Raw genomic sequence first — 14,756 nt, forward strand, 5'->3', positions numbered from 1 at the left:
AAAAAATAATACATATCCCTCTGCAAAAATAGAACCATAATTTTATTATCACTAAATTTGCGTGTTTTATGAATTTTCTAATCAAAATATTAAATCTGATCTCCAGGCTTCCGCTTAAAATATTATATATTTTTTCGGACGTTATCTTTTTCCTGAATTATTATCTGGTAGGATACAGAAAAGAGGTAATTACCCAAAATCTGAAAAATTCTTTTCCTGACAAATCGGAAGAAGAAATTAAAGAGATCCGCAAAAAATTCTACCTTAATTTTTCGGATTACCTGGTAGAAACTATCAAATCTTTCAGTATTTCTGAAACAGAAGCCAGAGTGAGAATGCAGCATATCAATCAGGAGCTGTTTCATGAGGCCAAAGCAGAAGGGAAAAATATTATTTTACTGGCAGGACATGTCTTCAACTGGGAATGGATCAATGCACTGGCAAAAATCATCCCGCAGGCTCACTGCCATCCCGTATACAGAAAAGTAAACAATGATTTTTGGGAAAATCAGATGAAAAAGGTCCGAAATAAATTCGGGAATGAAGCACTGGAAGCCAATGAAGTAATTCTGAATATCTTCAGATCTAAAAATAACGGGGATTCTGCTTATATGTTTGTAGCTGATCAAACCCCTCACCATGCTCATGTCACTTACGGATTAGAATTTTTGAATCAGCGTACTCCTGCTTTCATAGGCTACGACAGACTTGCCACAAGAATGGATCTTGTTTTCATCTATTGTGAGATGAAAAAGGTAAAGCGTGGTTATTATCAGGTAAATTATCACAGAATCTACCCTGATGGTGAAAAGTTTACTGAAAATGAAGTGGTGAGAAAGTTTCATAAATTATTGGAAAACACATTACACAAATATCCGGACAACTACCTTTGGTCACACAGAAAATGGAAATATCAGGATTCCATCAAAAACTTTGATTCCGAAAAAAAATAGATTGACATGCAGAAAAAACTGGCAGTTGCCATCTTAAACTGGAACGGCAGAAATTGGCTTGAAAAATTTCTTCCGGGTGTGGTTCAATTCTCTCAGAATGCAGATATTTTTGTTATTGACAATCTTTCTACTGATGATTCCATTGAGTTTCTACAAAAGAATTTCCCTACAGTAAGCATTATTAGAAACGATAAGAACTATGGGTTTGCAGGAGGCTATAATGAAGGATTGAAAGCTATCCCAAATGAATATTACTGCCTTCTCAATTCTGATGTGGAAGTTACCGAAAACTGGATAGAACCTGCTTTGGAATTATTGGAAAAAGATCTTTCCATTTCAGCGGTACAGCCTAAAATTTTATCATATCATAATAGAAACTATTTTGAGTTTGCAGGAGCAGCAGGCGGATTGATAGATAATCTTGGGTATCCTTATTGCCGAGGAAGGGTTTTTGATGATCTGGAAGAGGACAAAGGCCAGTATAATGATGAAACAGAGATTTTCTGGGCATCAGGATGCTGTTTTTTCATCCGTTCAAAAGATTTTTGGGAGCAGAATGGTTTTGATGCTAGATTTTTTGCGCACCAGGAAGAAATCGACCTTTGCTGGAGACTTATTAATTCCGGGAAAAAGATTTATTATACAGGAAAGGCCAGCGTATATCATGTAGGCGGCGGAACACTTAATAAACAAAGTGCTACAAAGACTTTTTTAAACATTAGGAATAACCTTTCTATGATGCTTAAGAACCTTCCCTTTCCTCAGTTGATCTGGCTGATATTTTTCAGATTATGTCTGGATGGTATTGCGGGGATTTATTTCGGATTCAAGCATGGTTTTCCACACCTTTGGGCTGTTGTAAGGGCTCATTTTGGATTTTATGGACAACTTCCGGGAACATGGAAACTTCGTCAGAAACACCAAAAGAATGACTTCTACCAATCAAAATGGTTGATTTTTAGACATTTTTTAGGAGGAAGGTAGCAGGTCGCAGATAATAGGTTGCAGGGATTTGCAGGGATTAGGGAAAACCAGCCTTTCTTTTCTTAAGCTTTAAACCTGAAACATTAAATTTAAAAAACTAGTAACTAGAGAACCAGCAACTAATTTAACTACAAAACAATGGATTTCTGTGCAATAGATTTTGAAACCGCCACTCACGAGAAAAGTTCAGCTTGTGAAATGGGGATTTGTGTGGTACAGGATTCTAAAATTGTTGAAACTAAGACCTGGCTGATCAAACCTCCAAGTTTTCCTTATTTTAATAAATTCAATATTGCGGTGCATGGGATTCAGCCGGAAGATGTAAAAGACGCACCTACTTTTGATGAAATATGGTATGAGGCTCAGGATATGATGTACGGAAGCCTTATGATTGCTCATAATGCAGGATTTGATGCTTCAGTTTTAAGAGGATGTTTACAGCATTATGGGATGTTTACTCCCCAGATCAATTATCTGTGCAGCATACAGCTTGCAAAAAAATCATGGAACTACCTTCCAAAATATGGTTTGAAACCATTGGCAGAATATCATAAAATTGATTTCACCCACCACCGAGCAGGGGCGGATGCTGAAGTATGTGCAAAAATCTCCCTACTGGCTTTTGAGAAACTGTTTCTCACCAGTAATGATGAAGTAAATGAATATTTGAAAGCGAAAATCAAAAGGCTTTAACAGGACAGATTATTGAACCCGGGCTCTTATTCTGCAATCCATAAATCATTAATTACTCAACACTTCAGACAACAGATTGAATTTTGGAATATCAATCTCAAAAGTCTCCTGTGTCTCCATGTTTTTTACCAGGTATTTTCCGCTCATATTACCTACTCCGGAACGAAGCATTACATTGGAGAAATAAGCGAAATTTTCACTTGTTCCTATTTCAGGAGTCAGGCCGATTACGCCATCTCCTATAATCTCTGTGTATCCAAATCCGACATCAAAGATCAACCATTTTCTTTTCAATACTTTGATAGGAAAGCTTCCGTCATTTTCTATCGTGATATTGTATTTAAAAACGTAACGGTTTTCGGATGGATAACTGTTTTTACTATCATATTCAGGTATTACTGAAACTTTGATATTGGAAGTCATTTTTGAAAACATCATTGTAGCATTTTCTTAATAAATACAAAAATCTCGCCTTTTTTAAGGCGAGATATATATTATGTTATAATTTTATTAAAAACTATAATCCAAGGCCTTTTCTTTCGTCACCTCCCATTAGTATTTCAACAGGATTGTCGATACCTTCTTTTACCGCTACTAAGAATCCTACAGACTCTTTTCCGTCGATAATTCTGTGGTCATAAGACATTGCTACATACATCATTGGTCTGATTACTACTTGCCCGTCAACAGCCACTGGTCTCTGGATAATGTTGTGCATTCCTAAGATTGCAGACTGAGGAGGGTTGATAATTGGTGTAGACATCATAGATCCGAAAGTACCACCATTTGTAATAGTGAATGTACCACCAGTCATTTCATCAACAGTAATTTTACCGTCTCTTACTTTAGTTGCAAGGTCTTTAATGTTTGCTTCAACTCCGCTGAAAGACATGTTTTCTGCATTTCTCAATACAGGAACCATTAATCCTTTAGGCCCTGAAACTGCAATTGAAATATCACAGAAATCATAGTTTACTTTGAAGTCACCGTCGATAGATGCATTTACATCCGGGTACATTTGTAATGCTCTTGTAACCGCTTTAGTAAAGAAAGACATGAAACCAAGTCCTACTCCGTGTTTCTGAGCAAATTCTTCTTTATATAGTTTTCTTAATCTGAAGATTTCAGACATATCCACTTCATTGAAAGTCGTCAACATAGCTGTTTCGTTCTTCACAGAAACCAGTCTTTGTGCGATTTTTCTTCTTAAAACTGAAAGTTTAGTTGTAGTGGTAGTTCTTGCTCCTGTAGCTGTCATTGGGCTTCCTCCTAATGCAGGAACAGCCGCTAATTCAGCATCTGTTTTAGTAATTCTTCCGTCTCTTCCTGTTCCTGAAACCTGAGCAGCATCCATTCCTTTTTCGTCAAGGATTTTCTTAGCAGCCGGAGATGGAGCCCCTGTTGCATAAGTTTGTGGAGCAGCTACCGGAGCAGCAGGTTTTGGAGCTTCTTGTTTTGCAGGTTCAGCAACTTTCGGAGCTTCTTCCTGTTTTGGAGCTTCAGCAGCAGGTGCAGCACCTTCTGGTCTTGCAGCATCCATATCAATTAAACAAACTACCTGACCTACCTGTACTACATCACCTTCTTCTGCCTTTAAAGTGATAACACCACTTTGTTCTGCCGGCAATTCAAGAGTTGCTTTATCTGAATCCACTTCGGCGATAGGTTGATCTTTTTCTACATAATCACCATCTTTTACAAGCCAAGTTGCAATTTCAACTTCTGTAATTGATTCGCCCGGTGAAGGAACTTTCATTTCTAAAACTGACATATCGAGTATTTTTTATTTTTTAATTGATTATTATTTAAATTAAGCTGTAACTGGTCTTTTTGCAGGAGCATCATCTCTGTCGAAAACTCTGTTGATCACTGCATTTTGGTTTTTCTCAAACATTTTGTGGCTACCTGGAGCCGGAGCGCCGCTTGGTACCGGAGCTACTACCTGGATTCCTGTATCTCTGAAGTTTCTCAGGATATAAGACCAAGCTCCCATGTTTTCAGGTTCTTCCTGAGCCCACACTAGTTGTTTTTTGTTCTCATATTTGTTGAAGATCGCTTCAATAGCATCTGTCTGAAGCGGATATAACTGCTCGAATCTTACTAATGCAATATTTTCACAGTTCAGTTCTTCTTTTTTCGCCAACAATTCAAAGTACAGTTTTCCTGAACAAAGAACTAATTTTTCTACTTTTTTAGGATCTGCAGTAGGGTCGTCTAAGATTGGCTGGAATGCTCCGTTTGCAAAATCTTCAATTGGAGAAACCACTTTAGGATGTCTCAATAAAGATTTAGGGCTCATTACGATCAATGGTTTTCTGAAGCCCCATTTCAACTGTCTTCTCAATAAGTGGAAGTAGTTGGCTGGTGAAGTAATATTAGCTACTACCATGTTTTCATTAGCACAAAGAGTAAGGAATCTTTCCAATCTTGCTGAAGAGTGTTCTGCTCCCTGTCCTTCTGAACCGTGAGGTAATAACATAACCATTCCGTTCTGGATTTTCCATTTTTCTTCTGCTGCGGCAAGATACTGGTCAACAATAATCTGAGCGCCATTCACGAAATCTCCGAACTGAGCTTCCCAGATTGTTAAGGTATTTGGTGAAGCCATTGCATATCCGTAATCGAAACCTAGAACCCCATATTCTGAAAGGTGAGAGTTGAATACATCAAATCTGCTTTCTGATACATGTCTTAATGGGATATATTCTTCTTCTGTATCTTCTGTTTTTACTACCGCATGTCTGTGAGAGAATGTACCTCTTTCTACATCTTCTCCGGAAATTCTTACGTTGTGACCTTCTACAAGTAGTGTTGCATAAGCTAACCACTCTCCTAGCGCCCAGTCTAATGAGTTTCCTTCAATAGCTTTGATACGGTTTTCAAAAAGTCTTGTAATCTTATTGATGAATTTTTTATCAACAGGAAGTGTTGACATTTTCAGCGCTAATTCTTTTAATTTTGCTGCATCATATTTTGTATCAACAGGCAACTGAACTGCTCCTCTCTTTCCGATTGGATAGTTAGTCCAGTCTTCAGCCATGAACAGATCCATTACGTTCTTTTCAATTTCTTTTGAAGCATCAAAATCTTTATCTAAAAGAGCTTTGAATTCCGTTTCCATTTTAGCAATTACATCATTGGAAGTAACGCTGTCTTTAAGTAATTTATCTTTATAAATTTCTCTTGGATTCGGGTGTTTTGAAATTGTTTTATATAAGTTAGGCTGAGTGAATCTTGGTTCATCTCCTTCGTTGTGCCCGTATTTTCTATATCCTAAAAGGTCGATATAAACATCTTTTCCGAATTTCGCTCTGAAATCAGCAGCAAAATGGATGGCATGAACAACAGCTTCAGCATCGTCAGCATTCACGTGCATTACAGGAGATTCTGTAACTTTTGCGATGTCTGTACAATATGTTGAAGATCTTGCATCCATATAGTTTGTTGTAAATGAAACCTGGTTATTTACAACGATATGAACGGTACCTCCTGTTCTGTATCCTTCAAGGGTCATCATCTGAGCCACTTCATAAGCAATACCTTGTCCGGCAATAGCTCCGTCACCGTGGATAATAATTGGCAATACTTTAGAGTAATCTTTGTATTTGTCATCTACTTTTGCACGGCAGATACCTTCTACCAGAGCAGCTACAGTCTCAAGGTGAGACGGGTTCGGAGTAAGATTAATGCATACTTCCTCTCCTGAAGCAGTTTTGATTTTTTTAGATGATCCTAAGTGGTATTTAACGTCACCTGAGAATACATCTTCTTCAAACTCCTTCCCTTCAAATTCTGAGAAGATCTGCTTGTAAGATTTCCCGAAAATATTGGTTAGTACATTTAGTCTACCTCTGTGAGCCATTCCTAATACCACCTCATCTACTCCTAACTGAGAAGATCTTGAGATCAACTGATCTAAAGCCGGAATTAATGTTTCACCTCCTTCTAATGAGAATCTTTTTTGTCCTACAAATTTTGTGTGAAGATAGTTTTCAAAAGCAACCGCCTGATTTAATTTTAATAAAATCTCTGTTTTTTCGTTTGCAGAAAGGCTTGGGTGGTTTTCATTTACCTGAAGCCATCTTTTGATGAAGTCTTTTTCTTCAACGTTGTTGATGTGCATGTACTCTACTCCGATAGAATCGCAGTAAATGTTTTCAAGGTGTTTGATAAGGTCTGCCAAAGTAGCAGGTTCTTTCATTCCTGTTTCTACAGCACAGTTGAATTTTGTATTTAAATCTTCTTTAGAAAGACCGAAGTTTTCGATGTCTAAAGTAGGTGTATAGTGTCTTCTTTCTCTTACCGGGTTTGTTTTTGTAAACAGGTGCCCTCTTGTTCTGTAAGCCTCAATAAGGTTTACTACTTTAAATTCTTTCTTGATATGCTCAGGAACTTCTCCGTTTGATACTGCCTGAGAAATCTGTTGTTGAACTGCCGGGGCAGCGCTGGCCGAAGCCTGAATAAACTGGATGTTATCGTCATCTCCATAGTTCTCTAAAGCAAAATCGAAGCCTTGAAAGAAGGCTTTCCATGATGGTTCTAGGGAGTCTGGGAATTTTAAGTACTGTTGGTATAAATCCTCAATTAACTGAGAATGAGCTGCGTTTAGGAATGAAAATCTGTCCATTATTACAGTTTATCTATTTATTAAAATTTATTTGTAGAATTAATCTTCAAATTTAATAAAAAAAACCGAGTTAGAACAGTCTGAAACCGTTAAAAAAACTTAAGAAAAAAATAAATAAAAAAAAATCACTTATACACTGATAATGAGAGCTTCATGTTTACCTCCTGTCCTTCCATGGGACGTTCAATAAAGGTCTGGCGGATGTCTCCGAAGCGCATCTCGTCTTTTTTGGCTTTCTGAATCAGCTGCTGAATTGCCCGAATTCGTCCCTCATAATTCCCTTTGTAGTAAATTACATAATTTTGAGACGGATTTACGGATCTAAAATTGAAATTATTGTCAGACACTCCTATTCTCTTAGAAAGCGGAATTCCCAGGAAATAAGAAACTTCTTTATCTTTATAATTGTCCGCGTCAGTGATCAGGATGGGATAGCCAAATTCATCATCTCTTTTTCCCATATCCATCGTCACGAAGTTATAAGTTTTGTTATAATTCATCACGATATTTTTGTAGAGCGCATCTTTTTTATTTGAAGTGCTTACATTGATCCCAAGCAGCAGTTTGTCTTCTTCATTCTCTACCATCAGGCTGTCATATTTAATCGCTGCCATCTGATTGTCTTTTTCTACTTTATTTCCTAAAGAGTTTTTAAGATTTGTCATGCTTTTGTTGATATTCTCAGCAAAACGGTCTTCAGTCCAAAAGTTTTCTACTCTTTTCCAGACAGGCAATTTGGGCGTATGTACGTACCAGATGATTTTTGTTTTTTCTGCAGAAACAGGCTTAAATTTAACATCAACGAGCGTTGGATTTTCGTTTTCATCCTCAAAAAGCTGATATTTCAAAGTTTTATTAAGGTTCTCATACCTGATGAACATTTCTCCATCGGTATTATTTTTAGGATCTACATAACTGATGGCACTCCCCTGTCCTTCGTAAGGCGTATAATAATCAATATCAATAGATTGCGAACTGGTAAAGAAGTTGTTCCATCTTGTAAAATTCTGTAGATTATTAAACTGGGCAAAAACCTTATCTACCGGATAATCAATCTCTTTTTCAATGGTGAAATTTTTACTTTCGTCTACAAAATAGTACATGGAAGCAGCATAAGCTCCCCCCAACAAAACAATGATAAAAGTTAATATCTTAAAAATACGCATCGCACAAAAATAGTATAAATAAAAAGAGTGAACAATATGCTGATCACTCTAGTTGTATGTTTAACAATAATTAACCTGGTTAAAGGCTGGAAGCTGGGTGAGGGAAGCTGGAGGTTACTATCCACCAGACAATCATTAATAATTTCTGTTTAAAAACATTAAGACCAGGCTAGTTCTACTCCGTTCTTAATAACTTCCATCTTCCTTTCTGTTATCCGACATGTGTTCCCGGAGCAATTACTGCGCCTTTCTTCACGACTACAATCCCATCCTGTACGGAATAAGTTCCATAATCACCATCCGGAATATGTTTTCCTCCGATGATTTTCACATTATCACCGATGTAACAGTTTTTATCCAGGATTGCTTTTTCTATATAGCAGTATTTCCCGATTCCCATATTAGGGCGACCAGCTCTGTCATTCAGCACAATTTCTGTAGTATTCTGGTAAAAATCGGCTCCCATTACATAGGAATTTACGATGGTACTTCCTTTGTCTATTCTTGTTCTGTTTCCAATCACGGAATTTTCAATTTTATCAGCCATAATGATACATCCGTCACCAAACACAGCCTTACTTACATAAGAACCGTTGATTTTTGATGGTGGAAGCATCCTTGCTCTGGTATAAATGGGTGAGGAAGAGAAAAGATTAAACTGCGGCAGGTCCAGACAAAGATCCAGATTGGCTTCGTAGAAAGATTCTATCGTTCCGATATCTGTCCAGTAGCCTTCATACTGATAGCTTAATGTCTTGTATTTTCCAATAGAACTCGGAATAATATCTTTTCCGAAATCATCACCAGCTCCTTCATCAAACATCTTTTTAAGGATAGTCTTGGTAAAGATATAGATTCCCATAGAAGCCAGGAACTCTTTTCCTGTATGCTTATTTTCAGCTGAAACTTCAGATTTCATGCCTTCCAGCATCTCATAATCAGGCTTTTCATAGAAAGAGGTGATATTTCCTTCATCATCAGATTTTAAAATCCCAAAACCTGTGGCATCTTTTACATTTACCGGGATTGTAGCAATGGTAAGATCTCCTCCGTTTTCAATGTGAAAATCCAGCATTTCTCTGAAATCCATCTGATACAGCTGATCTCCTGAAAGAATAAGGATATAGTCATAATCATACTTTTCAAGATGTTTCATCGACTGCCTTACAGCATCCGCTGTTCCCTGATACCAGCTTTCATTTTCTACATTCTGCTCGGCTGCCAGAATATCGACAAAGCCTTTGCTGAAAATATCAAAGTGATAAGAATTCTTAATATGCGAGTTGAGGGAAGCAGAATTAAACTGCGTTAAAACCAGAATTTTATTTAATCCTGAATTCAGGCAGTTTGAAATAGGAATATCTACCAATCTGTATTTTCCTGCGATAGGTACAGCCGGTTTTGATCTGGAATACGTTAATGGGAATAATCTTGTTCCCCTGCCTCCTCCTAAAACTATGGAGATTACATTTCGATTCATAAATATCTTGCGTTTTTTTATTTTATTGAGTTTACTGTTTTTTGTTCTTAGTGTTTATGCTGTTTTAAAGCATTCATTATTTTCATGTATCAGCTATTATATAAAGCTATGTATTTTTCTGCAGATTTCTCCCATGCAAAATCAAAATTCATGTTGGCATGTATAAGATCTTCCATCACTCCTTTCTGGTTATAAATGCCCAGCGCCCTGTTCATCGCATGTACAATATCATCTACGCCCGGATAAGTAAAGTTAAGTCCTGCTCCTCCGGTTGAAATATCTTCTACGGTATCTCTGAGCCCTCCCGTATATCTTACTACAGGAACGGTTCCGTATCTCATGGAATACATTTGATTCAATCCGCAAGGTTCTACTCTTGAAGGCATCAGAAGAAAATCTGCGGATGCATAGATCTTATGGGAAAGATGTTCTTTATACCCGAGATCCAGAGCAAAATTGGTATAGGTATAATCGTATTCCTTCAGCTTATTCTCAATATAGGTATTTCCAGAGCCTAAAATCATAATATTTAAAGCTCCGTAGCTTTGTTTAATACTTTTCCAGACTACATCCGGTAAAAGGTCGGCTCCTTTTTCCGTGGCAAATCTTCCTATGAATGCAAATAAAGGAAGTTCCGGCTTCAATCCATATTCTTTGCACAGTTGTTCTTTATTTTTCTTTTTTTGAGCAACTGCGTTTTTACTGTTAAAATTAAAGTCCAGCATCGGATCGGTTTCCGGATTCCAGACTTCGGCATCAATACCGTTGATAATTCCGTATGCTTTTCCGAATTCCTGACGAACGAGGCTTTCCAATCCACGGAAACTTATAAAAAGTTCTTCCAGATATCCTTCGGAAACGGTGGTAAAGGCATCGGCACATTTAATCATACTAGCCAGAGGATTCATAAATCCGTTCCAGTCCATCAGTCCCCATTTATAAGAATCAAAAGACGGCATATAGTTGGCCATCCCCCAGCTCATCATTCCCTGATATTCTCCATTGTGGATGGTTCCTATTGTTTTTACCCCTTTTAAGAATTCAAATTCCGGGCAGTGTTCTACCATAAAAGGAACCAGTCCGGTGTGATAATCGTGACAGTGTAAAACATCAGGACGGATTTCCATGGCACACAGCCAATGTAACAACCCCTGCTGGAAGGCCATAAACTGGAAGCTTTCATCCTGATAACCGTAAGGATTGTCCCTGTCTAATAATCCGGGGATTCTTACCATATACAGCTCAAACCCCAGCGCGTTTGTCTTTTCTTTCAATACCTGAACCTGCAGCATATTGGTTCCCTGATGAATAAATCCATCAAAAACCAAGTCAAATTCATGATCATAGATAAAAGGTTTGTTGTACCATGGCATTACTACTTTGGCTTCTATTCCTTTTATTTTATTCTGATATTTTGGCAGCGCTCCTACTACATCCGCAAGACCGCCTACTTTTGCTACAGGATAACATTCTGTACTTAAATGATAAATAACCATTCTTTTATCTCTTGTGTTTAATTCTGTGTAATTTATACTTTTTATCTTTCTTCTGTTTTAAAATAATTCCGGCCAATGGTGGTAGTTTTACAGTCATTGATTTCGGATATCCTCTCCATTGTTCATATTTCTCTTCCAGTATTTCAGGTTCTACACCGCTTCCGCTGTATTTTTCGTCATCGGAATTTAAAACCACTTCCCAATGAGTACCTGCAGAAATCCCAATTTTATAATCCAGTACTTTTGGGGCCAGATTCAAAACTACCATTGCAACATCATCTTTTCGTTTTCCTTTTCTCAGGTATACATACACTGAATTTTCCAGATCATCTGCTTCTATCCATTCAAAACCATGTTTATCAAACTGATTTTCATAAAAGGCAGACTCTGATGTATACAGGTGATTCAGTTCTTTAACGATTTCCTGCATTCCTTTATGAACAGGATATTTCAACAGATGCCAGTCGAGACTTCTGGTAAAGTTCCATTCACTCGTCTGTCCGAATTCATCTCCCATAAAAAGCAGTTTAGCTCCTGGATGAGTATACATATATACATATAAGGTACGCAGATTGGCAAATTTCTGCCATTCGTCCCCTTTCATTTTATAGATCAGACTTGCTTTTCCATGCACTACTTCGTCATGTGACAAAGGCATCATATAATTTTCATTATACATATACATAGAAGCAAATGTCAGTTTATGGTGATGGAACTTTCGATTAACAAAATCTTCCTTAAAATAATCCAGCGTATCATGCATCCAGCCCATCATCCATTTCATTCCAAAGCCGACACCTCCGTCATGAACAGGTTTTGTAAGCATAGGAAAATCTGAACTTTCTTCCGCTATCGTCATTATACTATTTCCAAATTCTTTATATACGGCTGTATTGAACTCCTGCAGAAAAGCTTTAGCCTCCAGATTCACATTATCGCCGTACATATTCGGTTCCCATTCTCCTTCATTTCTTGAATAATCCAAATGAAGCATTGACGTTACAGCATCTACACGCAAACCATCAGCGTGATAGCGGTCCAGCCAGAACATTGCATTGGAGATCAGGAAAGACTTCACTTCATTTCTTCCATAGTTGAAAATATGGGACTTCCAATCAGGGTGAAACCCTTTTCTGGGATCTTCATGTTCATAAAGATAGGAACCGTCAAAACGGTGAAGACCATTCGCATCTCCAGGAAAATGAGACGGAACCCAATCCAGTATAACACCTATATTATTTCTGTGAAGTTCATCAATGAGAAACATCAGATCCTGTGGTGAACCGAAGCGTGAGGTCGCCGCATAAAAACCGGTAATCTGATATCCCCAGCTTGGATCATACGGATACTCCATCACAGGCATGAATTCTACGTGGGTAAAACCCATTTCTTTGATATAGGGAACCAGCTTTTTGGCAATATCCCGATAATTTAAAAACTGTCCCGGATTATCACCTTCCCTTACCCATGAGCCAAGGTGCAGTTCATATACTGATATAGGAGCTTCCAGTTTGTTTTTTTCCCAGCGGTTATCCATCCATTCCTTATCATTCCATTCATACCAGGTAGTGGAAACCAGGGAAGCTGCCTGAATATTCTGTTCCCAGCTTACCGCATAAGGATCGCTTTTTTCCAGGATCTCACCTCTTGGTGTTTCAATGGCATATTTATATAATGTTCCCCAGGTTAATCCTTCAATAAATCCTTCCCAAATTCCAGACCCGTCCCATCTTGGAAACAAAATATGATCTTTATGATTCCAGTTATTAAAATTTCCGATAACGGAAACTTTCTTTGCATTAGGTGCCCATACTGAAAAATACACTCCTTTTATTCCTTCTTTTTCCGCTGAATGGGCTCCAAATTTACCATACAGCTTATAATGCCTCCCTTCTTTGAAAAGATACACATCATGATCGGTGAAAAGCGTGTAAGTTTTAACAGAATTCATCAAGATCGGTTTGTATTTATATTTTCTTTGAAACTACGAAAAATACTGACAATCTCGATTAATTATTCATCAAATAATTGCCAATTTAATTTCAGTTTTCGTCTATCTATCAAATATATCATTTTTTAACTCACATTTTTATCATTTCAAAACAATCTTTTTTTATACATTTAACATCAACATTATTAAACACACACGATGAGGTTTGAACTTTATACTGAAGAAAAAGACGACAGACCGGTATTTATTACCGGAAATTTCAACAGCTGGAATCCTAAAGACTGCAACTTCCAGCTTAAACAAACTGATCCTTCCCATTATTTTATAGAAATCGAGGATCAGATTCTTCCCGAAGAAATTGACTATAAATTCACAAAAGGAGGCTGGGAGAATGTAGAACTGGACCAATATGGAAATATCACTCCCAACCGAAAAGTAAAAAAATCTGTAGATAAAACCTCTGATACAATAGAGAAATGGAGGTTGAACTGGGGCCCGTTCAAAGAAGAATATTATCCCATTGCAGAGGTGATTTCCGAGAATTTTTATATCCCTCAGCTTGACCGTTACCGTAAGGTTTGGGCACTCCTTCCCTACGATTATCATTCAACGGATAAGCGATATCCTGTGCTATATCTTCAGGACGCGCAGAATTTATTCAACGAAGGAAGCGGCTTCGGTAACTGGGAAATTGATAAAAAACTGTCTATCCTTGCAGAATACGGACGTGGTGATCTTATCATTATCGCCATAGAACACGGCAGTGAGGAAAGAATTAAAGAATATATTTTTGATAATGACCATGTCGCTAACGGCTCAGAAGGAAAAAAGTACATCCGTTTTATTGCAGATACTTTAAAACCTTTTGTCGACGAAAATTACAGAACAAAAAAAGACCGGGACAATACCGGCATCGGAGGCAGTTCATTGGGGGCCCTGATCAGTATTTATAGCGGATTCCTTTACCCAGAAGTATATTCCAAGTTATTGATCTTTTCTCCTTCTCTTTGGGTAGAACCGAACAACAACTTCCCGATGATGAATTTCCGGGTTCCTTATAAAACAAAAATTTATCTCTATGGCGGCGGTCAGGAAGGGTCTAAAATGGTCAAAAGAATTCATATTTTTGAAGAATATCTGAAAAGATGGGAAGAAAAAAAGCTTTTTGATTTTGAATTTAAAACCAATATCAATCCTGAAGGGACTCATAATGAGTTTTACTGGTCACAGGAGTTTCCGCGGGCTATCGAATGGCTGTTCTACGACAATACAGAAAACCCTGTAGAAGTAAAACCACAACAACAAAGCATTAAAAACTAAAAATATAAATCACTGCAGAAAATTTTCAGGCAGACCAGAACAAAAATGAGGGCAGTGAGATTATGAATTTAGAAAATATAACATCT

11 protein-coding genes are annotated in these 14,756 nt (G+C 37.5%); 4 read left to right on the forward strand and 7 right to left on the reverse strand.

Translation table 11 applies throughout. The annotated features are described in order from the left end of the window. Positions 1–68: 68 nt before the first annotated feature. The 3 genes from FW780_RS04575 (at position 69) to FW780_RS04585 (ending at position 2,630) form a co-directional block, all read left to right on the forward strand. Positions 69–953, forward strand: a complete 885-nt coding sequence (locus FW780_RS04575; RefSeq protein ID WP_149832407.1) for a lysophospholipid acyltransferase family protein — start codon at positions 69–71, stop codon at positions 951–953. A gap of 6 nt (positions 954–959) precedes the next feature. Then, positions 960–1,937 carry a glycosyltransferase family 2 protein gene (locus FW780_RS04580; RefSeq protein ID WP_149832408.1) on the forward strand — a complete coding sequence of 326 codons (978 nt, stop codon included), beginning with the start codon at positions 960–962 and terminating at the stop codon, positions 1,935–1,937. Between the two features lie 138 nt (positions 1,938–2,075). Then, positions 2,076–2,630 carry a 3'-5' exonuclease gene (locus tag FW780_RS04585; protein ID WP_149832409.1) on the forward strand — a complete coding sequence of 185 codons (555 nt, stop codon included), beginning with the start codon at positions 2,076–2,078 and terminating at the stop codon, positions 2,628–2,630. 48 nt (positions 2,631–2,678) lie between these two features. Here FW780_RS04585 and apaG read toward each other — a convergent pair whose 3' ends face one another. The 7 genes from apaG to glgB form a co-directional block, all read right to left on the reverse strand. Then, positions 2,679–3,068, reverse strand: a complete 390-nt coding sequence (gene apaG / locus FW780_RS04590; protein WP_002979078.1) for a Co2+/Mg2+ efflux protein ApaG — start codon at positions 3,066–3,068, stop codon at positions 2,679–2,681. Positions 3,069–3,147: 79 nt separating this feature from the next. Next, positions 3,148–4,401 carry a 2-oxoglutarate dehydrogenase complex dihydrolipoyllysine-residue succinyltransferase gene (gene odhB, locus FW780_RS04595; RefSeq protein ID WP_149832410.1) on the reverse strand — a complete coding sequence of 418 codons (1,254 nt, stop codon included), beginning with the start codon at positions 4,399–4,401 and terminating at the stop codon, positions 3,148–3,150. 39 nt (positions 4,402–4,440) lie between these two features. Then, entirely contained in the window at positions 4,441–7,257 is a 2,817-nt protein-coding gene (locus FW780_RS04600) for a 2-oxoglutarate dehydrogenase E1 component (RefSeq protein WP_149832411.1), read from the reverse strand. 125 nt (positions 7,258–7,382) lie between these two features. After that, a complete protein-coding gene (locus tag FW780_RS04605; protein ID WP_149832412.1) occupies positions 7,383–8,423 on the reverse strand; it encodes an SRPBCC domain-containing protein in 1,041 nt (346 codons plus the stop codon). 211 nt (positions 8,424–8,634) lie between these two features. Beyond that, a complete protein-coding gene (locus FW780_RS04610; RefSeq protein WP_149832413.1) occupies positions 8,635–9,903 on the reverse strand; it encodes a glucose-1-phosphate adenylyltransferase in 1,269 nt (422 codons plus the stop codon). Positions 9,904–9,992: 89 nt separating this feature from the next. Further along, positions 9,993–11,399 carry a glycogen synthase gene (locus tag FW780_RS04615; protein WP_149832414.1) on the reverse strand — a complete coding sequence of 469 codons (1,407 nt, stop codon included), beginning with the start codon at positions 11,397–11,399 and terminating at the stop codon, positions 9,993–9,995. Between the two features lie 4 nt (positions 11,400–11,403). Then, positions 11,404–13,350, reverse strand: coding sequence for a 1,4-alpha-glucan branching protein GlgB (gene glgB, locus FW780_RS04620; protein WP_174774442.1), 1,947 nt, complete (start codon positions 13,348–13,350; stop codon positions 11,404–11,406). 198 nt (positions 13,351–13,548) lie between these two features. Between glgB and FW780_RS04625 the strand changes: the two genes are divergently transcribed. After that, positions 13,549–14,670: an alpha/beta hydrolase gene (locus FW780_RS04625; RefSeq protein ID WP_149832416.1), complete on the forward strand. Its 1,122-nt coding sequence runs from the start codon at positions 13,549–13,551 to the stop codon at positions 14,668–14,670. Positions 14,671–14,756: the final 86 nt, after the last annotated feature.

Origin of the sequence: Chryseobacterium sediminis (genome assembly GCF_008386505.1) — a bacterium.
GTDB classification, from domain to species: domain Bacteria; phylum Bacteroidota; class Bacteroidia; order Flavobacteriales; family Weeksellaceae; genus Chryseobacterium; species Chryseobacterium sediminis.

Bases quoted from the DNA above. Each gene is read 5' to 3' on its own strand.
- FW780_RS04575 (WP_149832407.1), top strand. From the start codon at position 69: ATGAATTTTCTAATCAAAATATTAAATCTGATCTCCAGGCTTCCGCTT.
- FW780_RS04580 (WP_149832408.1), top strand. From the start codon at position 960: ATGCAGAAAAAACTGGCAGTTGCCATCTTAAACTGGAACGGCAGAAAT.
- FW780_RS04585 (WP_149832409.1), top strand. From the start codon at position 2,076: ATGGATTTCTGTGCAATAGATTTTGAAACCGCCACTCACGAGAAAAGT.
- apaG (WP_002979078.1), bottom strand. From the start codon at position 3,068: ATGATGTTTTCAAAAATGACTTCCAATATCAAAGTTTCAGTAATACCT.
- odhB (WP_149832410.1), bottom strand. From the start codon at position 4,401: ATGTCAGTTTTAGAAATGAAAGTTCCTTCACCGGGCGAATCAATTACA.
- FW780_RS04600 (WP_149832411.1), bottom strand. From the start codon at position 7,257: ATGGACAGATTTTCATTCCTAAACGCAGCTCATTCTCAGTTAATTGAG.
- FW780_RS04605 (WP_149832412.1), bottom strand. From the start codon at position 8,423: ATGCGTATTTTTAAGATATTAACTTTTATCATTGTTTTGTTGGGGGGA.
- FW780_RS04610 (WP_149832413.1), bottom strand. From the start codon at position 9,903: ATGAATCGAAATGTAATCTCCATAGTTTTAGGAGGAGGCAGGGGAACA.
- FW780_RS04615 (WP_149832414.1), bottom strand. From the start codon at position 11,399: ATGGTTATTTATCATTTAAGTACAGAATGTTATCCTGTAGCAAAAGTA.
- glgB (WP_174774442.1), bottom strand. From the start codon at position 13,350: ATGAATTCTGTTAAAACTTACACGCTTTTCACCGATCATGATGTGTAT.
- FW780_RS04625 (WP_149832416.1), top strand. From the start codon at position 13,549: ATGAGGTTTGAACTTTATACTGAAGAAAAAGACGACAGACCGGTATTT.